The 19,088-nt window shown below is 66.4% G+C and carries 20 protein-coding genes and 1 tRNA gene; 8 read left to right on the top strand and 13 right to left on the bottom strand.

Annotated features, from left to right (window positions below):
* Nucleotides 1-132 precede the first annotated feature (132 nt).
* From KBZ14_RS09860 to KBZ14_RS09890, 7 genes are all read right to left on the bottom strand, one after another.
* On the bottom strand, nt 133-711 hold the full coding sequence (locus KBZ14_RS09860; RefSeq protein WP_255118161.1) for a peroxiredoxin: 579 nt from the start codon (nt 709-711) through the stop codon (nt 133-135).
* Nucleotides 712-748: 37 nt separating this feature from the next.
* Entirely contained in the window at nt 749-985 is a 237-nt protein-coding gene (rpmB, locus tag KBZ14_RS09865; protein ID WP_015108262.1) for a 50S ribosomal protein L28, read from the bottom strand.
* Nucleotides 986-1,209: 224 nt separating this feature from the next.
* Nucleotides 1,210-3,126, bottom strand: a complete 1,917-nt coding sequence (htpG, locus tag KBZ14_RS09870; RefSeq protein WP_255118162.1) for a molecular chaperone HtpG — start codon at nt 3,124-3,126, stop codon at nt 1,210-1,212.
* A gap of 96 nt (nt 3,127-3,222) precedes the next feature.
* Nucleotides 3,223-3,447, bottom strand: coding sequence for a ferredoxin family protein (locus tag KBZ14_RS09875; RefSeq protein ID WP_255118163.1), 225 nt, complete (start codon nt 3,445-3,447; stop codon nt 3,223-3,225).
* A gap of 49 nt (nt 3,448-3,496) precedes the next feature.
* Nucleotides 3,497-4,675: an ATP phosphoribosyltransferase regulatory subunit gene (locus KBZ14_RS09880; protein ID WP_255118164.1), complete on the bottom strand. Its 1,179-nt coding sequence runs from the start codon at nt 4,673-4,675 to the stop codon at nt 3,497-3,499.
* A gap of 33 nt (nt 4,676-4,708) precedes the next feature.
* Nucleotides 4,709-5,626, bottom strand: a complete 918-nt coding sequence (locus KBZ14_RS09885) for an inositol monophosphatase family protein (RefSeq protein ID WP_255118165.1) — start codon at nt 5,624-5,626, stop codon at nt 4,709-4,711.
* Complete coding sequence (locus KBZ14_RS09890) at nt 5,623-6,003, bottom strand: 2Fe-2S iron-sulfur cluster-binding protein (protein WP_255118166.1); 381 nt, start codon at nt 6,001-6,003, stop codon at nt 5,623-5,625. The genes KBZ14_RS09885 and KBZ14_RS09890 overlap by 4 nt, the downstream gene beginning before the upstream one ends.
* Nucleotides 6,004-6,120: 117 nt before the next feature.
* Here KBZ14_RS09890 and KBZ14_RS09895 point away from each other — a divergent pair.
* Nucleotides 6,121-6,207: transfer RNA gene (locus tag KBZ14_RS09895), tRNA-Ser, on the top strand.
* 67 nt (nt 6,208-6,274) lie between these two features.
* Here the strand turns inward: KBZ14_RS09895 and pstB are convergent.
* The 3 genes from pstB to pstC are packed head-to-tail and all read right to left on the bottom strand — an operon-like array spanning nt 6,275 to nt 8,971.
* Nucleotides 6,275-7,084 carry a phosphate ABC transporter ATP-binding protein PstB gene (gene pstB, locus KBZ14_RS09900; protein WP_255118167.1) on the bottom strand — a complete coding sequence of 270 codons (810 nt, stop codon included), beginning with the start codon at nt 7,082-7,084 and terminating at the stop codon, nt 6,275-6,277.
* Between the two features lie 43 nt (nt 7,085-7,127).
* Nucleotides 7,128-8,009, bottom strand: a complete 882-nt coding sequence (gene pstA, locus KBZ14_RS09905) for a phosphate ABC transporter permease PstA (RefSeq protein WP_255118168.1) — start codon at nt 8,007-8,009, stop codon at nt 7,128-7,130.
* A 5-nt stretch (nt 8,010-8,014) separates the two neighbouring features.
* Complete coding sequence (pstC, locus tag KBZ14_RS09910) at nt 8,015-8,971, bottom strand: phosphate ABC transporter permease subunit PstC (RefSeq protein ID WP_255118169.1); 957 nt, start codon at nt 8,969-8,971, stop codon at nt 8,015-8,017.
* Nucleotides 8,972-9,131: 160 nt separating this feature from the next.
* Here pstC and dnaK point away from each other — a divergent pair, with 160 nt between their 5' ends.
* From dnaK to murQ, 4 genes are read left to right on the top strand one after another with little or no spacing between them, the layout of a single operon-like run.
* Nucleotides 9,132-11,372, top strand: coding sequence for a molecular chaperone DnaK (gene dnaK / locus KBZ14_RS09915; protein ID WP_255118231.1), 2,241 nt, complete (start codon nt 9,132-9,134; stop codon nt 11,370-11,372).
* Between the two features lie 5 nt (nt 11,373-11,377).
* Entirely contained in the window at nt 11,378-12,343 is a 966-nt protein-coding gene (locus KBZ14_RS09920; RefSeq protein ID WP_255118170.1) for a DnaJ domain-containing protein, read from the top strand.
* Nucleotides 12,344-12,372: 29 nt separating this feature from the next.
* On the top strand, nt 12,373-12,786 hold the full coding sequence (locus KBZ14_RS09925) for a DUF3110 domain-containing protein (protein WP_255118171.1): 414 nt from the start codon (nt 12,373-12,375) through the stop codon (nt 12,784-12,786).
* The gene (murQ, locus tag KBZ14_RS09930) at nt 12,783-13,694 is read left to right on the top strand and encodes an N-acetylmuramic acid 6-phosphate etherase (protein ID WP_255118172.1); all 912 of its coding nucleotides are present in this window, start codon (nt 12,783-12,785) and stop codon (nt 13,692-13,694) included. The genes KBZ14_RS09925 and murQ overlap by 4 nt, the downstream gene beginning before the upstream one ends.
* Before the next feature lie 7 nt (nt 13,695-13,701).
* Here the strand turns inward: murQ and mtnP are convergent, their stop codons facing one another.
* Nucleotides 13,702-14,613, bottom strand: coding sequence for an S-methyl-5'-thioadenosine phosphorylase (gene mtnP / locus KBZ14_RS09935; protein WP_255118173.1), 912 nt, complete (start codon nt 14,611-14,613; stop codon nt 13,702-13,704).
* Between the two features lie 114 nt (nt 14,614-14,727).
* Between mtnP and KBZ14_RS09940 the strand changes: the two genes are divergently transcribed.
* Nucleotides 14,728-15,168, top strand: coding sequence for a peptidylprolyl isomerase (locus KBZ14_RS09940; RefSeq protein ID WP_255118174.1), 441 nt, complete (start codon nt 14,728-14,730; stop codon nt 15,166-15,168).
* A gap of 69 nt (nt 15,169-15,237) precedes the next feature.
* Here KBZ14_RS09940 and ribBA read toward each other — a convergent pair whose 3' ends face one another.
* Nucleotides 15,238-16,878, bottom strand: a complete 1,641-nt coding sequence (ribBA, locus tag KBZ14_RS09945) for a bifunctional 3,4-dihydroxy-2-butanone-4-phosphate synthase/GTP cyclohydrolase II (protein WP_255118175.1) — start codon at nt 16,876-16,878, stop codon at nt 15,238-15,240.
* 108 nt (nt 16,879-16,986) lie between these two features.
* Here ribBA and argC point away from each other — a divergent pair, with 108 nt between their 5' ends.
* Nucleotides 16,987-18,051 carry an N-acetyl-gamma-glutamyl-phosphate reductase gene (gene argC, locus KBZ14_RS09950; RefSeq protein ID WP_255118176.1) on the top strand — a complete coding sequence of 355 codons (1,065 nt, stop codon included), beginning with the start codon at nt 16,987-16,989 and terminating at the stop codon, nt 18,049-18,051.
* On the opposite strand, the gene purN is transcribed toward argC, so the two are convergent.
* Nucleotides 18,025-18,732: a phosphoribosylglycinamide formyltransferase gene (purN, locus tag KBZ14_RS09955; RefSeq protein WP_255118177.1), complete on the bottom strand. Its 708-nt coding sequence runs from the start codon at nt 18,730-18,732 to the stop codon at nt 18,025-18,027. The two genes, argC and purN, sit on opposite strands and share 27 nt — an antisense overlap.
* A 6-nt stretch (nt 18,733-18,738) precedes the next feature.
* Between purN and KBZ14_RS09960 the strand changes: the two genes are divergently transcribed.
* The gene (locus KBZ14_RS09960) at nt 18,739-19,083 is read left to right on the top strand and encodes a DUF1257 domain-containing protein (RefSeq protein WP_255118178.1); all 345 of its coding nucleotides are present in this window, start codon (nt 18,739-18,741) and stop codon (nt 19,081-19,083) included.
* Nucleotides 19,084-19,088 lie beyond the last annotated feature (5 nt).

A 19,088-nucleotide genomic window follows, 5' to 3' on the forward strand; every position in this document is an offset into this window, starting at 1 on the left:
TCTCGGTGCGTCCCGTTCGCCAGTCGTACGGGCAGACCGATAGCCCGAAGTGCCTGTCCAGGGCTCCCACTTGGCGCAACGGGTTGCCCCGCTGGGACGTGGAAGGTGCTGGCACCGGCTGGTTGATGACCGTCAGGCGCGCAGAGCAGGCTGCTGTTGCCTGAGGGTGGCCAACACCTCCTGGCTGTGGCCGCTGGGCCGCACGGCCACCCAGCTGCTGCGCAGCACCCCCTGCGGGTCGATCAGGAAGGTGTGGCGCTGGGAGAAGGGTGCGATCCAGCTGCCGTAGCGCTTGCTCACCGTGCCCGCGGGATCCGAGAGCAAGGGAAAGGCCAGGGCTTCGCTGCCGCAGAACTCAGCATGGGAATCGGGATCATCGGCGCTGATCCCCACCACCTGGGCTCCGGCCTGGTGGAAGGCCTCCAGATCCTTTTGAAAGCCCCGGGCTTCGATCGTGCAGCCACCGGTGAAATCCCGGGGGTAGAAATAGAGCACCAACCACTGGCCAGCGAAATCCGAGAGGCTGCGGCTCGCGGCCACGGCCGTGCCGGCAGCGGCGCCTTCGCCGGGCCCCACGCCACCCAGCTGGAAGCCCGGGGCCGGCTGGTTCAACGCGGGCAGCACCCCGCCAATGGAAAGGGCCTGCGGCGGGAACGCCAGCAGGCCCAAAGCGGAGACGCTGATGCCGCGAAGCAGATCGCGACGCTTCATCGGTTTCACAGATTGTGGGGATTGGGGATCTGGAGGGTCAGATCTTGGCGAGGTTCACGCCCAGTTCCTTGGCGTAGGCGCCGAGGCCCTTCTTCTGGATGGTCTTGAGGGCGCGGGTGGACACGCGCAGCTTCACGAAGCGATTGCCTTCGGCCCACCACAGACGACGCTCCTGCAGGTTCACTTGCTGGAGTTTCTTGGTGCGCACGTGGGAGTGGCTGACGGCCATGCCGTTGTTAGCGCGCTTGCCGGTGAGTTGGCAGACCCGGGACATGACCTTCAACCGATGAAAAACATTGCAGGCGTTGGCCTACTCATCAATCCTACCAAATGGGTGATAAGGGCCCGCACCTTCAGCGGCAGCATTCACCTGAGCTCTCCACACACCAGAGTTCCTGCTGCGGTTGCCAGCTCACCTCCCGCTGATTTGGCATTGGCAGGTCCGCCGCCCCCAGCCGCCGCGTGGCCGGCGAGGATGGGAACCAGGCCCTCAACCGATCAGAGGCCGCGCTCCATCAGCTTGCCCATCAGATCGCAGCTGCGCTGCTGGAAACCGGCCAGTTGGTTGGGCTCAAGCCCCCCCACGGCCAGGCGAGCCATTTCATAGACATGACGGCTGAGGTCGTCGGCCAGTTGCTGACTGGGGGAGCTGCCGCCGCTGCCGCCCGGCGTGGTGATCACCGAGCCCGCCGAGAGTTTGATCAGTCCCTCCACCAGCTTGTGTTTGCGGTTCACCAGCAGCACGTGGTGGTCGGGCAAGCCAGGCAGCCGCTGCTCCATCAGGGCGCCCATGTCGTTGATGCGGCGCATTTGCTCCGGCAGCAGGATCAGGGCTGCGGGGGCGCCGTCGCCCTTGAGGGACTGCACCTGGATGGTCACCTTGTCGTTGGCCAGGGCAGCCTTGAACAGGTCGCGCAGCTTCTCGCTCACGTCCTTGCCGTCGGCATCGCTGATCTCGCTCTCCTTCTCCTGCAGGGAGTCGTCGAGCTCGGCATCCACGCGCTGGAATTTCAGTTCCTCGTGGCGGTACTCCAACCAGGGGATGAACTGCGTGTCGATGAACGTGTCGGCCAGCAGCACCTCCGCCTCCTGGCTCTTCCAGAGGGCCAGGGGTCCGGCCTGACCGGCCTCATCGGTGCAATAGAGGATGCGCTTGTCGTTGTCGCTGCCGAGCCTGGAGCGATAGCCCGCCAGGGTGGTGTAGGCCTTTCCGGTCTCGCCGGGGATGGGATCGGGGCTGTCGCCTTCGCCCGCGCTAGCTGTGGTTCCGAACAGCACCAGATCGGCCACCTGGTCGGCGAACTTGTCGTCCTCCATGGCGCCGATCTTGATGAACGGGGCCAACGACTCCCAGATCTCGGCGTAGCGCTTGGGATCGTCGCGGTGGAGCTCCTTGAGCCGGTCGCCCACCTTCTTGGCCACGAAGCCACCGATGGAGCGCACCCGCCGGTCGGTCTGCAGGGCTGAACGGCTCACATTCAGCGGGATATCGGGTGAATCGATCACGCCGCGCAGGGGCAGCAGATAGCGCGGCACCACCTCCTTGATGGAATCGCTCACGAACACCTGGTTGCAGTAGAGCTTGATCTCACCCTTCTCCCAGTCAGCCCGGCCTGTGGATTTGGGGAAGTAGAGGATGCCCTGCAGGTTGTAGGGATAGTCCGTGTTGAGGTGCACCCACAGCAGTGGATCGCCCTGGAAGGGGTAGAGGTAGCGGTAGAGCTCGATGTAGTCGTTGTCGGTGAGATCCCGGGGACTCTTGCGCCAGGGGGCTTCCCGCTTGTTCACGGTTTCACCCTCCAGCTGCACCTCCACGGGCATGAAGTCGCAGTAGGTGGTGATCAGCGTGCGGATTCGGGATGGCTCGATGTACTCGAGCTCTTCCTCCATCAGGTGCAGGATCACATCGGTGCCGGGCTCGCTCCGCTCGCTGCCCTCAAGGCTGAAGTTGGGGGAGCCATCGCAGCTCCAGCGCACCGCCTCAGCGCCCTCGCGGGCGGAGAGGGTCACCAGCTCCACCTGCTTCGCCACCATGAAGCTGGAATAGAAGCCCAGGCCGAAGTGGCCGATGATCGCGTCGCTCTCCTGCTTGTACTTCTCCAGGAAATCCTCGGCGCTCGAAAACGCCACCTGGTTGATGTAGCGCTTCACCTCATCGGCGGTCATGCCGATACCGTTGTCTGAAATGGTGAGGGTGTTGGCTTCCCGGTCGATCCGGATCGCAATCCTGCCTTCGGGGCCTTCGCTGCAATCGCCACCCATGGCGGCCATGCGCCGCTTGCTGATGGCATCCACGCCGTTGCTCACCAGCTCCCGCAGGAACACCTCATGGCCGCTGTAGACGGCCTTTTTGATGATCGGGAAGATGTTTTCGGTGTGGATCTGAATCTGACCCTGTTCTTCCAGCACCGGCATGGCCGCTCACGTCACTGGGTCGAACCCTAGGGATCAGTTGGCATTCCGCTCAATGGCCGCTGTGGAGGGGTCTCCGAACCGAGCGCCAGTGCCGCTTCAGCCGGCCCGCTGCAGCTCTGGCTTCTCTTCAGGCACGATTGCTCCGGCCACCGGGCACACCTGCAGGCAGATGCCGCAGTCGATGCAGGTGTCGAAATCGATCCAGTAGAAGGCCGTGCCCTTGGCGTTGGCTCCACTGCCCGGGTTGATGCAGGCCACCGGACAGGCATCCACGCAATCCGCCACGCCTTCGCAGACGTCGGTGAGGATCGTATGGGCCATGGAACGGTTTGCCGACAGATTGCAATCCTAGGAACTCCCGGGCCGCTGCCTACTGCTGCACCCAGACGGTGGAGCTGCACCCGCGTTCCGCGGCCCGGGCCTGGGCCTCCGCCTCGCTGCTGCAGGGATGGTTGAGCAGCACGGCGCGGCTCCCGCTGCGGTGCATGGCTTCCAGCTGATCCAGTGCTGCGGTTAGCAGGGTGGCATCGGCGTAGGCCACCAGGGCCGGAGTGGGGCGCTGGGTGGCGCTGGCCTCGGTGCCCAGCAGATCGCGGATGGCTTCCACGTCAAAGCTGAACCCCATGCCAGCTGCGGGGCCTCCAAACCGCCCCACCAGGGCGTCGTAGCGGCCGCCACTGGCGATCTCCACGGGGGCATCGGGCCCCTGGCACACCAATTTGAGCACCAGGCCGTCGTAGAGGTCGAAGTGGGGCTGGAAGCTGGGATCCAACTGCACGGTGACCCCTTGGCTCGCCGCCACCGGGGCGATCGCCTTGAGGGTATCCGCGAGTCCATCCAGAAGGGCGCAGGGGCCGAGCTGCTGTTCCAGCTGGTAGAGCACCGCGCTCGCCTCACCCCGCAGCCGCATCAGCACCTGCAAGGCCTGCAGCTGGTGGGCCGGCAGATCCAGGGCACCAAGGGCGAGGGGATCAAAGCTGGTGAGGGCTTGGCGGGCAGCGGTGCGCTGCTGGGCAGGAACCTGATCCAGTAGGGCCGAGAGCACACCGTGGTGGCCCAACAGCAGGCGAGGCTGATGGTCGGCGGTCAGGCCCAGCTGGCGCAAGCAGGCCAGCAGCAACCGAAGCAGTTCGGCGTCATCGGCGGCGGAGGCTTCCCCCGCGCCACCCAGCAGCTCCACACCACTCTGCAGCTGTTCATCGATGCGGTGACCGCCTGAATCGGACACACCACTGCGAAACACCGGGCCGCAGCTCCACAGCCGCAGCGGTCGGGGTCGCTCCGCCATGCGTGTACAGGCGGCGCGGGCAATCGAGGCCGTCATCTCGGGCCGCAGGCCCAGGGGTTCATCGGCGGCCAGGCGCACCAATTCACGACCATTGATCCCGCCGCCCGCGGCCAGGGTTTCCAGCCGTTCAATCGCCGGTGGCGCCACCTCCTCGTAGCCCCAGAGCCGGTACACCTCGGCCAGCTGGTCGCTGAGGCGGCGGTTGCCATCCACCTCCCGTGGGTTGAGATCCCTGGCGCCGGCAGCGGGTTGCAGGGCCATGGGAGTGCGGATCGGGGAAAGGATCGGCTGATCCTATGGAGTGGCCTGGGTGGCACCATCCAGTTCCGGTGCGCCGAAGCTGGCCCCGCTCAGGGGCCTGCAGGCCGCCAGCCCGTCAATCAAGGCCTGTCGCAGGCCAGGCGTACAGGCGATCAGTCGTCCCTCGGCGAGGGAGGCGGGGGAGCCGTCGTAGGCGCACACCACGCCACCGGCCTGCTCCACCAGCACCACACCGGCAGCCAGGTCCCAGGAGGAGAGTCCGCGCTCCCAGTAGCCATCGAGCTTGCCCGCGGCCACAAAGGCGAGATCCACGGCGGCCGCACCGCCGCGGCGCACGCCGCGGTTGCGGTGTGTGAAGTAGGCGAATTCGGCGTAGTTGTTATCGAGCCGGGTGTGGCGGTCGTAGGCGAAGCCCGTGACCAGCAGCGACTGGCTGAGCTCGTCGCAGCTGCTCACTTCAATGGCCGTGTCGTTGCACCAGGCCCCCAGACCCGGTGCAGCCCAGTAGAGCTGGTCCAGGGCGGGGACCGCCAGGGCGCCCAGCAGGGGTTGTCCCCGCCAGGTGAGGCCGATGGAGGTGCCGAACAAGGGATAGCCGTGGGCGTAGTTCGTGGTGCCATCGAGGGGGTCGACGCACCACTCCAGCCCCGAACCCTGGCCTGGGCGGCGGCCGCTTTCCTCCGCTAGCACCCCCAGCTGCGGCGTTTCCTGCTCCAGCACGGCCAGCACGGCCTGCTCGGCGGCCACATCCGCCTCGGTGACCAGATCACCGGCCCGCCCCTTCTCGCGAATCCGCTCCAGTTGGCCGAAGTGATGGCGCAGCACCCCTGCCCCAGCCATGGCCGCCTTGCGGGCCACAGCGGCCAAAGCGCTGAGCGCCTGCGCATCCAGCGCGGCATCCAGCGCGGCTTGATCGGAGAGGCGGGAGGAGGAGGCGCTGCTCGGGTTCATTCGTCGTCCAGCGGTAGGCCAGCACGCACCTTGCCACGTCCGAAAAACCGCCCGAACTGCAAGTCGTACACCTCGTCCTCATCCTGGGTTTCCACCTCAAGGGGGCCCGTGGCCTTGGCCACGCAGAGCAGTCCGTAGCCCTGCTTGCGGATCTCGCGGGACAGCCCGAGGGCTTCGCGCTGGTCGATGTCCCCATCGAGAACCCGAACGGCGCAGGCGGTGCAACAGCCGTTGCGGCAGCTGAAGGGCAAGGGTTCCCCCTGCTCCTCAAAGCTGCGCAAGATGTACTCGCCCTCTGGCACCTCCAGGCGGATCGTCCGCTGCTCCTGGCGCCAGTGCACCGTGATCGGGTGGCTGCGGCGCTGCAGGCTGGGCATGGCAGGAATTCAAAGCAGGAGGGGTGACTGCTACATTCTCACCGTTGCCCCGCGCAGCCACGTCATCCGTTGATCTCCTCGAGATCTCCATCGGTGGCGTTGCGAAAAGCCCCTCACGGAGAGGTGGCCGAGTGGTCGAAGGCGCAGCACTGGAAATGCTGTATAGGGGCAACTCTATCGAGGGTTCGAATCCCTCCCTCTCCGTTTAAAAAGCCGCCTTTGGGCGGCTTTTTTCATGGCTGCCCTGATCATTTGCCCCACGGGTTGGCCGTCAGCCGAATCGGCCTGAGACGTAGTCCTGGGTGGCCTGCTGACTGGGGGAATTGAAGATCTGTTCCGTGTCTGCGAATTCCACCAAGCAGCCCACCTTGCGATCGCCCTCCGCACGGTGGCTCACGTTGAAGAAGCCCGTGACATCGCTCACCCGCACGGCTTGCTGCATGTTGTGGGTCACGATCACAATCGTGTAACTCTTCTTGAGTTCATGCATCATCTCCTCGATTTTGAGCGTGGAGATGGGATCGAGGGCTGAGCAGGGTTCATCCATCAGAATCACCTCGGGCTCAATGGCGATGGCTCGGGCAATGCAGAGGCGCTGCTGCTGTCCACCCGAGAGGGCATAGCCACTCTCATTGAGCTTGTCTTTGGCTTCATCCCAGAGGGCTGACTTACGCAGGGAGCGCTCCACCAACTCGTCCATATCGCCGCGGAAGCCATTGATCCTGGCGCCGAAGGCGATGTTTTCGTAGATGGTCTTGGGGAAGGGATTGGGTTTCTGGAATACCATGCCGATGCGCCGCCTCACCTCCACGGGATCCACGTTCTTGGCATAGAGATCGTGGCCGTCAAACAGCACCCGACCCTTGAGGGAGCACCCCTCGATCAGGTCGTTCATGCGGTTCAGGGCCCGCAGCACCGTGCTCTTGCCGCACCCCGATGGTCCGATGAAGGCCGTCACCTTGCCGCGGGGAATATCCATGTACACGCCCCGCACCGCCTCCTGGCTGCCGTAGCTGATGCTCACGTTCTGCACGGCAATGCAGGTGTCGGTGGCCATCGTGGAGGGGCTGGAAACGGTCATCGGGCTGAAGGAAGTGAGTGGTGCTGAGATTCAGTCCGGAGACTCAGGTTCTGGAGAGCTTGCCCAGCCAGCGGGCCAGCAGATTGGCGGCAAGAATCATCACCACCAGCACAAATGACGCCGCCCAGGCCAGGGAGATCTGGGCCTCATAGGGCATGATCGCGAAGTTGTAGATCAGCACCGACATCGAGGCGATCGGGTTGAGTAGCCCATCGGGCCAAAAGGGTGAAAACAGGGCGGTGAAGATCAGGGGTGCCGTTTCCCCGGCTGCCCGGGCGATGGCCAGCACAATCCCAGTGGCGATCGGTGCCAGGGCCGCCGGCAGGGTGATGCGGGTGATGGTGACGAACTTGGAGGCGCCCACCCCCAGGGCTCCCCAGCGCAGCTCATTGGCCACCAACTTCAAGGCCTCATCGGTGGTTTTGATCACCGTGGGAACCATCAGCACCGCCAGGGCGATGCCACCGGCCAGGGCGCTGTAGCTCTGGCCCGCAAAGGCCCGGGTCGCCACGATCAGGCCATAGATGAACACGCCGCAGATGATCGAGGGCACGCCGGCCAGCACGTTGGTGCCGAAGCGCACGAAGCGCGCAAAGGCCCCGCCCCGGGAGTATTCGGCCAGGTACACCCCCGATCCCACCCCGACAGGGATGGCGATCAGGGAGGCAATCAGGGTCACGATCAGCGTGCCCACCAGGGCATTACCGATGCCACCGCCCTCCAGGCCCGGTGCCGGCGGCAGTTCACTCAGTAGCCGCAGGCTGATCAGTGAGCCGCCCTTGATCAGCACGTACACGAGTACGAGCACCAGCGGAAGCACCGCCAGCGCGGTGAACACGGCGGCCAGACCTGTGAACAGCTGGTTGCAGCGGTTGCGGGCCAGGCCAGGTCGGTAGGTGAGGGCGCCTCGGGGAAAGGACGTCATGGCGCTCAGTTGTATTTGAGACTCAGGCGCCGCACGATCTGCTGGGCCATCACATTCACCACCAGGGTGAGCAGCATGAGTACGAGGGCTGCATACATCAGAGCGGACACCTGCACCCCATCGGCTTCGCCGAATTGGTTGGCCAGCATCGAGGAGATCGTGTTGCCCGGGGCCAGCAGGCTGAGGGAGAAGTTGTTGGAGTTGCCGATGATCATGGTGACAGCCATGGTTTCGCCCATGGCGCGGCCCAGGGCCAGCATCACGCCGCCGGTGATGCCCGAAATCGCAGCGGGAAGAATCACGTGCAGGATCGCGCCCCAGCGGGTTGCACCGATCCCGTAGGCGGCCTGGCGCAGGCTTGGCGGCACCTGGTTGAGGGAATCGCGGGAAATGGCCGTGATGATGGGCAGGATCATCACCACCAGAATCAGTACCGCCGGGGCAATCCCCGGGCCTTGGGGTTCAGTTGAAAAGAACGGCAGCCAGCCCAGCAGGTTGTGCAGCCCCGTGAGGCACGGCCTCAGAAAGGGTTCCATCACGAAGATCGCCCACAGGCCCAGCACCACCGATGGGATGGCCGCCAGCAGTTCAACCATGACGCCCAGGACCTGGCGAATCTGGAGCGGAATGATGTTCTCAGTGATGAACACGGCCGTGCCGACCCCCAGGGGTACGGCGATCAGCAGCGCCAACAGGGAGGTGATCAGGGTTCCGTAGATGGCCGTGAAGGCGCCGTAGTGGCCGCCCACCGGATCCCAGTCGGAGGTGGTGAGAAAGCCCAGGCCGAACTGGCCCATGGCCTCGCGAGAGCCCCCCAGCACGGTGATCAGGATGCCGAGCAGAACCAGGCCCACCAGCGAGGCAAGGACCACGGTGAGCCTTTGGAAACTGAGATCGAGAAGTTTTTCCCCAGGTGGTCGTCGCCGCTGAGCGAAGAGATCGGGGCGCTGACCCGTAGCCATGGGGTTTGTGGTTCGTCCGAAATCTAGGGGTCGCCCCCCACCGCAAGACTAAGGAACGGTTAAAGCTGCGGCTCCACTCCACCCTTGCCCCGATGGACGCCAGCCCTGGTGCCGTTAGCTTGGGGCTTCCATGTTGTGGACTCCTCAGGCGGCGGCTGGCATGGGTCGAATAGTTGGGATCGACCTGGGCACCACCAATTCCGTGGTGGCAGTACTCGAGGGCGGTCGCCCCCAGGTGATCGCCAGTGCTGAAGGGGGACGCACCACCCCCTCAGTTGTGGGCTTCACCAAGGACCAGGAGTTGCTGGTGGGGCAACTGGGCCGGCGCCAGCTGGTGCTCAACCCCCGCAACACCTTCGCCAACCTCAAGCGCTTTGTGGGGCGCCAGTGGGATGAACTGGAGGAGGGCAGCCTCTCGGTGCCTTACACCGTGCGCGCCAACGACCAGGGCAACGTGCGGGTGGTGTGCCCCGCCACCGAGCGCGAATACGCGCCGGAAGAACTGGTGGCGAGCATCCTGCGCAAGCTGGTGGATGACGCCTCCACTTACCTCGGCGAGGCCGTGGAAGCGGCGGTGATCACGGTTCCTGCCTACTTCAACGACGCCCAGCGTCAGGCCACCCGCGATGCCGGCCGGCTGGCCGGCATCAGCGTGGAGCGCATTCTCAACGAGCCCACCGCGGCCGCCCTCGCCTACGGCTTTGACCGCAGCACCGTGAAGCGGGTGTTGGTGTTCGACCTGGGTGGCGGCACCTTTGACGTGTCCGTGCTGCGCATCGCCCAAGGGGTGTTCGATGTGAAGGCCACCAGCGGCGACACCCAGCTGGGTGGCAACGACTGGGATCGCCGCATCGTGGATTGGCTGGCCGATGCGTTCCAGCAGGAGCATGGCCTCGACCTGCGCCGTGATCGCCAAGCCTTGCAGCGACTCACGGAGGCGGCGGAGAAGGCCAAGATCGAACTGAGCGGCGTGCAGAGCACCCCGATCTCCCTCCCCTTCATCGCCACCGGCGGAGAGGGTCCGCTTCACATCGAAACCACCCTGGAGCGGGCCACCTTCGAGAGCCTCTGCCCTGACCTGCTCGATCGCCTGCTTCGGCCCGTGCAGCGGGCCCTGCGGGATTCCGGCCTGGCGGCCGAGGACATCGACGATGTGGTGCTGGTGGGTGGCTCCACGCGCATGCCGATGGTGCAGCAGATGGTGCGCACCCTGGTGCCACTGGAGCCCTGCCAGTCGGTGAACCCCGATGAGGTGGTGGCCATCGGTGCGGCCGTGCAGGCGGGCATCCTCACCGGCGAGCTGCGGGATCTGATGCTCAACGACGTCACTCCCCTGTCGTTGGGGTTGGAGACGATCGGCGGCGTGATGAAGGTGCTGATTCCGCGCAACACCCCCATCCCGGTGCGCAAGAGCGATCTGTTCAGCACTTCGGAGGCAAACCAGAGCTCGGTGGAGATCCACGTGCTCCAGGGCGAACGCCAGATGGCGGAGGGCAACAAGAGCCTGGGCCGCTTCCGGCTCTCTGGGATTCCTCCCGCTCCCCGCGGGGTGCCCCAGGTGCAGGTGTCCTTCGACATCGACGCCAACGGGCTGCTGCAGGTGTCCGCCACCGACCGCACCACGGGCCGCCAGCAGAGCGTGAGCATCCAGGGCGGTTCCAACCTCGGCGAAGAGGAGATCGCCAAGCTGATCGAGGAGGCCGAGCAGAAGGCCAGCGAGGATCGCCGCAAGCGGGCAGAGATCGACCGTCGCAACCGAGCCCAGACCCTCGTGGCTCAGGCGGAACGGCGCCTGCGCGATGCCGCCCTGGAACTGGGTCCCTACGGCGCTGAACGCCAGCAACGCGCCGTGGAAATCGGCATGCGCGAGGTGCAGGATCTGCTCGCCGCCAACGACCTGGGCGAGCTCGAGCTGGCCGTGAGCCAGCTGCAGGAGGCGCTCTACGGCCTGAATCGCCGCCTGGCCAGCGAGCGCAAGGTGGACAGCAACCCGTTGCAGGGTCTCAAAAACACCCTGGGTTCCCTCAAGGACGAGCTGTTTTCCGACGACGACTGGGATGACTGGGATCGGGGCGGCCGCTCCCGCGACCCCTGGGCTGAGCCCGCCTGGTCGGCGGCCCGCAGCGAGCGCCAAGCGGGAGCAGGTGGTGGGGGTTGGGACCGTTCCAGCTGGGATCAGGGCAGCTGGGATCGGCCCCCCATGGAGCAGAACCGCTGGGATCCTCCAGCCCGCTGGGAGCGGGAGCCCGAACCTGAGCCCAGGCCCAGCCGCTATGAGCCCCCCCAGCGCGACCAGTCGGCTGAGTGGGACGACCCCTCCTCCCGCTACGGCGAGCCCCGTCGTGCCCCGCGGCCGAGCCGGCCCAGCCGGGCCAACGACGATCCCTGGGCTGAGGACTGATCCTGGTGAGCCCTGTTGCCCCAGCGTCCCAGGTGATCAATCACTGGGCCGTTCTCGGCCTTGAGCCGGGTGCCGATGCCACGAGCCTGAAACGGGCCTTCCGCCAGCAGGCCCGCCGCTGGCATCCCGACCTCAACGGCAACGATCCCCACGCTGAAGACCAATTCAAGGCGGTGAATGAGGCCTACGCCGTCCTCAGCGATCCCCTGCGCCGCCAGCAGTGGGAGGCTGCTCTGGATGGTCGGGATGCGGCCGCCGCAGGCCTTGATCCCTTCGCCAGTGGCTTTCCCGAGTTCAACGACTACCTCGACGTGCTCTTTGGCGGTCGGCGTCGCCGTGGGTCCGTGGAGGACGAGGGTCCGGACGACCACGGGCGCGGACGGGAGGCTGCCGATCGTGCGGAGGTTGAACCCGACGGCCCCCGCGGTGGTGGCGTCACGGCATCCCCGCCACCTCCACCCCCGGTCACGGCCAGTTCCGACAGCGAGACCCTCGTGGCGCTGACCCCCGAGCAGGCCCTGGCGGGCGAGCGGGTGGAACTCGACCTGGCCGATGGCACCACCGTGGAGGTGTGGACGCCACCCCTTGCCGGTGACGGCTGGCGGCTGCGGCTGGCAGGCGTGGCCCCGGGCGGCGGGGATCACTTTCTGCAACTGCGGGTTCGCACCGAGGAGGGCCTGCGGATCGATGGCCTGCGGGTGCTCTATCAACTGGAGCTCTCGCCAGCCGATGGAGCCCTGGGCTGTGCGGTGGTGGTGCCCACCCTCGATGGCCCCGTGCAAGTGCGGGTGCCGGCGGGATCCTCCAGTGGCCGCCTGTTGCGGCTGCGCGGGCGGGGTCTGCAGCGGGGGAGCGAACGCGGTGACCAGCTGGTGGAGATTCGCCTCGTGGTGCCCCAGGCCCTCACCGAGGCGGAGGAGGCTCTCTATGGCCGCTTGCAGCAGCTGGCTGCGGAGTTCGGTGAACAGTGAGACACTGACGTCCTTTGACGCGTTCGACCATGGCGGTGCACGTGCTTCTCTTCGACGCGGGAAGCGAGAACGAGGGAATTCACTCCCTTGAACTCAACGGCACCACCGTGGTGCTGTTGTTTGAGGAGCGGGATGACGCCGAGCGCTATGCCGGCCTGCTTGAGGCCCAGGACTTTCCCCTGCCCACGGTGGAGGCCCTCGATCGCGCCGAGATGGAGGAGTTCTGCAGCAGCGCTGGCTACGAGGCCCGCTTCGTGCCCGCGGGCTTCCTGCCCCAATCCCCGGAGGAGCGGCTGCTGATTGCTCCCCCGGAAAAAAACATGGATGTGTCCACCTGGCGCGAGCAGGATCAGCCCGAGCCCACCGCCGTGGCCGAGGAGCCGATCAGCAGTGGCAATTCCGAGCTCGAGGCCTTCCGGCGGCGGCTCGAGGGCCTGCTGTGAACGCTCCAGCCTCCGGCAGCCGCGGCCACCTGCTCACCGAGCAGCCCAACCCCCTCAGCACCCACCTGGATCAGCTGCCCACTGCGGAGCTGGTGCGGGTGTTCTGCGAGGAAGACCGTCGCCCCCAGGAGGCGGTGGCGGCCGCTGCCTCCGACCTCGCCGCTGCCATTGATGCCATTGCGGAGCGTCTGCGCCAGGGTGGCCGGCTCTTTTACCTGGGGGCAGGCACGTCGGGCCGGCTGGGTGTGCTCGATGCCGCTGAGTGCCCGCCCACCTTTTGCAGTGCGCCCGAGTTGGTTCAGGGGGTTCTGGCCGGAGGGGCCGCAGCCCTGTTGCGCAGCTCCGAGGGTCTGGAAGACCTGTTCGATGCCGGACGCGATGACCTGATGGAACGGGGTTTTGGACCAGCCGATTGCCTGGTGGGGATTGCCGCTGGCGGCACCACCCCCTACGTGCATGGCGGTCTCAGCCATGCCCGCAGCATCGGCGCCCTGGCCATTGCCATGGCCTGCGTGCCTGCGGAGCAGGTGCCCATGCTCTGCGACATCGACATCCGCCTGCTCACCGGCCCTGAGTTGCTCACGGGCTCCACGCGCCTCAAGGCCGGCACCGCCACCAAGATGGCCCTCAACATTCTCAGCACCGGCGTGATGGTGCGCCTGGGCAAGGTGTACGCCAACCGCATGGTTGACGTGGCGGTGACCAACAGCAAACTCGAGGACAGGGCCCTGCGCATCCTCCAGGACCTTGGCGGCATTGCCCGGGACCAGGGGCGCGAGCTGCTGGTCCAGAGCGGGGGTTCCGTGAAGCTGGCCCTCCTGATGGCCCAGCGCGGTTGCGACGCCGATCAGGCCAAGCAGCTCGTCCAGCTGCACGGCGGGCAGTTGCGTCCGGCTCTGGAGGCCTAAACGGGCCTCAGCCCTCGGCGGGGCCCCAGTAGGGGCTGGTGAATAGATCCAGCTTGTGACGCGTCGCGGCCGGCACCTGATCCTTGGGTGTCATCAGCCCATCACGAAGGGCCTGGTGGGCGATGCTGGCGGGCCGAAGGGCTGCGATGCGCTCCGCCGTTGTGCGCACGATTTGGGTGGCCAGTTCGGCATTGGCCCGCAGGTTGCCGATCACCATCTCCACCGTCACGCTGTCGTGATCGGCGTACCAGCAGTCGTAATCGGTGGCCATGGCCAGGGTGGCGTAGGCGATCTCCGCTTCGCGGGCCAGCCGAGCTTCCGTGTGGTTCGTCATGCCGATCACGCTGCACCCCCAGCTGCGGTAGAGGTTTGATTCCGCCCGGGTGGAGAAGGCTGGCCCCTCCATGCACAGGTAGATGCCGCCGCGGTGGAGCTGGCGTCCCTCGGGCATCAGGCTGTCGGCCACGTCACCGAGCAGCCGCGAGAGGCTGGGGCAGAAGGGATCCGCCAGGGCCACGTGGGCCACAGCCCCCTCGCCGAAAAAGCTCAGGGGGCGCTGGTGGGTGCGATCGATGAACTGATCAGGCACCAGCATGTCCAGCGGTCGAACGCTCTGCTGCAGGGATCCCACCGCGGAGGGCGAGAGGATCCAGCGCACCCCCAGGGAGCGCATGGCCCAGATGTTGGCCCGATAGGGCACCTCGGTGGGGGTGAAGGTGTGGTGGCGGCCGTGGCGGGCCAGGAACACCACCTCCATACCCCCAAGGGTTCCCAGGCGCAGGCTGTCGGAGGGCTGGCCGAAGGGGGTTTCGATCACCAGTTCCTGCACATCCTCCAGACCCTCCATGGCGTAGAGGCCACTGCCACCCAGCACCCCCAGCCGCGCCCGGGATAGATCAAGGGAACCGGTTGCCGTCATGGCCTGTCGTCAGGTTCCACCGTTTTACCGGAGCGGTGGAAGCGCCTCGCCGGTTATCCGGGCTTCAGCCAGCCCGGAGAGATGCCCATACTGAAACGGTTTGCGTGAGACGCCGTGACCAAAGCCGTGATGGACACCGACGCCGGCACGATTGAGCTGGAGCTGTTCGAAACCGACGCTCCCAACACCGTGGCCAACTTTGTGAAGCTCGCCAAGGACGGCTACTACGACGGGCTGGCTTTCCACCGCGTGATCCCCGGCTTCATGGCCCAGGGTGGTTGCCCTAACAGCCGCGAAGGCGCCCGCGGCATGGCCGGTACCGGCGGCCCCGGCTACCAGATCGACTGCGAGATCAACCCCCAGAAGCACCAGGCCGGCACCCTTGCCATGGCCCACGCCGGTAAGAACACCGGTGGCTCGCAGTTCTACATCTGCCACGAGGCTCAGCCCCATCTCGATGGCGTGCACACCGTGTTCGGCCACACCGGCAACATGGATGTGGTTCAGGCCCTCAAGAACGGCAGCCGCATCAACAAGGTGACGATTCAGGACTGAGCCTGATTTGTTCCCGACAAGGGCTGGCCTACGGGCCAGCTTTTTTTGCGTGCATGGTGGGCTGCTGGTTCAGCACCAGCGCATCAAGGTGCCCGGGCTGAGTCGCAGCAGGGGCTGATCGGTCGCCAGTTCCACCAGGGGGCGCCGCTGCGCTTCCAGGGTGTTGCTGGGATGGTTGCTGCGTTGGGCATCAGGGGCCAGCAGCAGGCTCACACTGGCAGTGGCCGGCCAGCGGGCCATGCGGTGCAGGGCCTCCGCCAGGCGCTGGTTGTCGCTGCCGGGAAGTACCACGGCCAGCTCGGGCTGATCCAGCAGGGCCAGGACGCGGGGGTGCTCCTCCCGTTCCAGCTCCAGGCTCTGCTCGGCGGCCCAGGTCTGCAGTTCCTGCAGGTGGGCCGCCAGTTCGGCCGTTTCCGGTTCTCCCTCTCCGCTCCACCGCCAGGCCAGAACCGCAGCGGGGCCCTGGTTCACGCTGGCCTTGCCCATCATGTGGCCGAGTTTGTCCTGCTTGGTCTGCAGGTAGCCGGCGTTGTGTTGGCCGGCATCCATCACCAGGGGCACCCGATCCACCACCTGCAGGCCATAGCCACCGAGCCCGGCGATCTTGCGCGGGTTGTTGGTGATCAGGCGCAGGCGATGCACCCCCAGCTCGCTGAGGATCTGGGCTCCCACGCCGTAGTTGCGCAGATCGGCCGGGAAGCCGAGGCGCTCGTTGGCCTCCACCGTGTCTAAGCCGCCATCCTGCAGGGAATAGGCCTTGAGCTTGTTGATCAGGCCAATGCCGCGCCCTTCCTGGCGCAGATACACCACCACGCCCTCACCGGCGGCCTCAATGATCCGCAGAGCTGCCTCCAGCTGCGGCCGGCAGTCACAGCGGAGGGAGCCGAAGGCATCGCCCGTGAGGCATTCGCTGTGCACCCGCACCAGCACCGGGGCTTCGGCCTGCTCCGGGTGCCCCTTCACGATCGCGACGTGCTCGCTGCCATCCAGCTCGTTGCGGTAGCCAATGGCCCGGAAATCCCCGAAGGCACTGGGCAGGGTGGCCACGGCCTGGCGGCGCACGAAACGCTCGGTATCGAGGCGGTAGCGGATCAGATCGGCGATATTGATCAGCCGCAGGCCATGGCGCTGGGCGTACTCCACCAGCTGGGGGAGCCGTGCCATGGAGCCGTCCACGTTCTGGATCTCACAGATCACCCCGGCGGGGTAGAGCCCCGCCAGGCGTGAGAGATCCACCGCTGCTTCGGTGTGGCCGGCCCTTTTGAGCACGCCGCCCTGCTTGGCCCGCAGGGGAAAGATGTGACCCGGTCGTCGCAGGTCCGCGGGCCGCGTGGCGGGATGGATGGCCACCTGAATGGTGCGGGCACGATCTTCGGCGGAAATGCCGGTGCTCACGCCCTTCTCGGGGCCCGCGTCCACGCTCACGGTGAAGGCGGTCTGGTTGCTGTCGGTGTTGCGATCCACCATCAGCGGCAGATCCAGCTCATCGAGCCGCTCTCCCTCCATGGCGAGGCAGATCAGCCCCCGGGCCTCTGTGGCCATGAAGTTGATCTGCTCCGGCGTGGCGAACTGGGCCGCACAGATCAGATCCCCCTCGTTTTCGCGGTTTTCGTCGTCCACCACAACGATGGATTCACCGTTCCGGATCGCGGCGAGGGCATCAACGATCGAGTCGAAACGCAAGTCGGTACTGAGCTCTGCGGTGTTCAAGTCGTCGGGGCTCACGGGGACAGCGGGCGGCGGGCGGCGGTTCGGCCGGCGCCAAGGTCTGGCACTTTTATAAAGCCCGGTACGATCTGGCGTTCCCGACACTCCGGCATGGCTAGTAAGCGCGTTGCGGTGATTGGCGCCACCGGGTACGGCGGCCTCCAGACCCTTCGCCTGCTGCAGGGCCACCCGAATCTGACGGTGAGCTACCTGGGAGGAGAACGCAGCTCCGGCAAACGCTGGAGTGACCTGGTGCCGTTCCTCCCCTTGCCGGGTGATCCGGTGGTGCAGAGCCCGGAGGTGGAGGCCATCGCCAGCGCTGCCGACATGGCGGTGCTCAGCTTGCCTAACGGCCTGGCTTCAGGCCTGGTGCCGGGCCTGCTGGAGCGGGGCGTGAAGGTGGTGGATCTCTCCGCCGACTACCGCTACAGCGCGCTGCAGCAGTGGAAAGAGGTGTATGCCACCGAGGCCCGTCAGTTTCCCCGCAGCGACGACGAGCTGTGCCAGGAGGCGGTGTATGGCCTGGTGGAGTGGGAGCAGGAGCGGATCCGCGAGGCGCGCCTGGTGGCGGCCCCGGGTTGTTTCCCCACCGCCAGCCTGCTGGCCCTCACCCCCTTCCTCAAGCAGGGATTGATCGAGACCAGCGGCATCGTGGTGGATGCCAAGACCGGCACCAGTGGTGGCGGCCGGGCCGCCAAGGAACACCTGCTGTTGGCCGAGGCCTCCGAGGGCGTGGCCCCCTATGGAGTGGTGGGCCATCGCCACACCAGCGAGATCGAGCAGCTCTGCAGCCGCGCCGCAGGCCAGGCCGTGCAGCTGCAGTTCACCCCCCACCTGATCCCGATGGTGCGGGGTCTGCTGGCCACCGTCTACGGACGGCTGCGGGATCCCGGGCTGACCGCGGAGGATTGCACCACCCTGCTGCAAGCGGCCTACCGCCATGCCCCCTGCGTGGATGTGTTGCCCGTGGGCACCTACCCCTCCACGAAGTGGGTGCGGCAGACCAATCGCGCCCTGCTCTCGGTGCAGGTGGATCAACGCACCGGCCAGCTGATCGTGATGAGTGCCATCGACAACATGATCAAAGGCCAGGCCGGCCAGGGGGTGCAATGCCTCAACCTGATGGCCGGCCTGCCAGCAGAGACCGGCCTACCGCTGCTGCCCTTCTACCCCTAAGCAGTGCTCCGCCGCGGCGGGCAACAACCCCAGCTGCTCCGCCGCCAGTTGAACCGCCAGGGGCAGGATCTGATGTTCCTGTGCATGGATCCTGGTGGCCAGGCTCTCGTGGCTGTCCGTGGCATCCACCGGCACCGCCGCTTGCACCAGGATCGGCCCACCATCCACCTCCAGGCTCACCAGGTGGGCTGTGCACCCGCTCAGCCGCACCCCTGCCCGCAGGGCCTGGCCGACCCCATCGACGCCGGGAAAGCTGGGCAGCAGCGAGGGATGGATATTCACAAGTCGCTGCGGGAAGGCATCGATGAGTCGCTGGGTGACGATCCGCATCCACCCCGCCATCACCACCAGATCCACCTGTTCGGCGTTGAAGGCCGCCGCCAGGGCGTCATCCAGCTGCTCTCGGCTGGCGAAGCTGCGGTGATCGAGGCTGGATACCGAAATACCCAGTCGTTGAGCCCGCTGGGTGGCACCGCAGCCGGGGTTGTTCACCACCAGCAGGGCGATTTCGGCCGCTAGCTGGCCGTTGAGGCAGGCCAGGGCCAGGGCTTCAAAATTGCTGCCGTTGCCCGAGGCCATCACGCCAAGCCGCAGGCGGCGGGGCCCTGCGGCAGCCCTGAGCGGTGTCTGTGGCCACTGAATGGCCTGCTGGAGATCGCTAGGGTCTGGAAAAGCGGGCATCGGGCCATGTCCCATCTCTCCATCCTGCCAACCGTGCTGCGGGACGAAACCGTTCTCACCCGTGCCTTGCAGGACCTGGGACTCACCGTTCAGCAAGGGGGCACCTTGAAGGGGTTTGCCGAGGACCGTGAGTCGGTGACGTTGCAGGTGGATGTGGCTGAAGGGGCGCCCCTGGGCTGGGCTCGCCAACCCGATGGCACCCTGGCCCTGGTGGGCGATCTGCAGCGCCTGGGCCGCTCCCGTTCCCTGCAACAGCTGCTCGGGCGCATCACCCGTCGCTACGCCGCACGGCTAGCCCTGCAACAGGCTGCGGAGCAGCTACCTGGCGCCACGATCGAGCTGGTGGGTTGAACCGG

This window comes from Synechococcus sp. HJ21-Hayes, from assembly GCF_024345835.1.
GTDB lineage: Bacteria > Cyanobacteriota > Cyanobacteriia > PCC-6307 > Cyanobiaceae > Vulcanococcus.

What these genes read in the sequence shown, in the direction of transcription:
- KBZ14_RS09860 (WP_255118161.1), bottom strand. Translation starts at nt 711, where the DNA reads ATGAAGCGTCGCGATCTGCTTCGCGGCATCAGCGTCTCCGCTTTGGGC.
- rpmB (WP_015108262.1), bottom strand. Translation starts at nt 985, where the DNA reads ATGTCCCGGGTCTGCCAACTCACCGGCAAGCGCGCTAACAACGGCATG.
- htpG (WP_255118162.1), bottom strand. Translation starts at nt 3,126, where the DNA reads ATGCCGGTGCTGGAAGAACAGGGTCAGATTCAGATCCACACCGAAAAC.
- KBZ14_RS09875 (WP_255118163.1), bottom strand. Translation starts at nt 3,447, where the DNA reads ATGGCCCATACGATCCTCACCGACGTCTGCGAAGGCGTGGCGGATTGC.
- KBZ14_RS09880 (WP_255118164.1), bottom strand. Translation starts at nt 4,675, where the DNA reads ATGGCCCTGCAACCCGCTGCCGGCGCCAGGGATCTCAACCCACGGGAG.
- KBZ14_RS09885 (WP_255118165.1), bottom strand. Translation starts at nt 5,626, where the DNA reads ATGAACCCGAGCAGCGCCTCCTCCTCCCGCCTCTCCGATCAAGCCGCG.
- KBZ14_RS09890 (WP_255118166.1), bottom strand. Translation starts at nt 6,003, where the DNA reads ATGCCCAGCCTGCAGCGCCGCAGCCACCCGATCACGGTGCACTGGCGC.
- pstB (WP_255118167.1), bottom strand. Translation starts at nt 7,084, where the DNA reads ATGACCGTTTCCAGCCCCTCCACGATGGCCACCGACACCTGCATTGCC.
- pstA (WP_255118168.1), bottom strand. Translation starts at nt 8,009, where the DNA reads ATGACGTCCTTTCCCCGAGGCGCCCTCACCTACCGACCTGGCCTGGCC.
- pstC (WP_255118169.1), bottom strand. Translation starts at nt 8,971, where the DNA reads ATGGCTACGGGTCAGCGCCCCGATCTCTTCGCTCAGCGGCGACGACCA.
- dnaK (WP_255118231.1), top strand. Translation starts at nt 9,132, where the DNA reads ATGGGTCGAATAGTTGGGATCGACCTGGGCACCACCAATTCCGTGGTG.
- KBZ14_RS09925 (WP_255118171.1), top strand. Translation starts at nt 12,373, where the DNA reads ATGGCGGTGCACGTGCTTCTCTTCGACGCGGGAAGCGAGAACGAGGGA.
- mtnP (WP_255118173.1), bottom strand. Translation starts at nt 14,613, where the DNA reads ATGACGGCAACCGGTTCCCTTGATCTATCCCGGGCGCGGCTGGGGGTG.
- argC (WP_255118176.1), top strand. Translation starts at nt 16,987, where the DNA reads ATGGCTAGTAAGCGCGTTGCGGTGATTGGCGCCACCGGGTACGGCGGC.
- purN (WP_255118177.1), bottom strand. Translation starts at nt 18,732, where the DNA reads ATGCCCGCTTTTCCAGACCCTAGCGATCTCCAGCAGGCCATTCAGTGG.
- KBZ14_RS09960 (WP_255118178.1), top strand. Translation starts at nt 18,739, where the DNA reads ATGTCCCATCTCTCCATCCTGCCAACCGTGCTGCGGGACGAAACCGTT.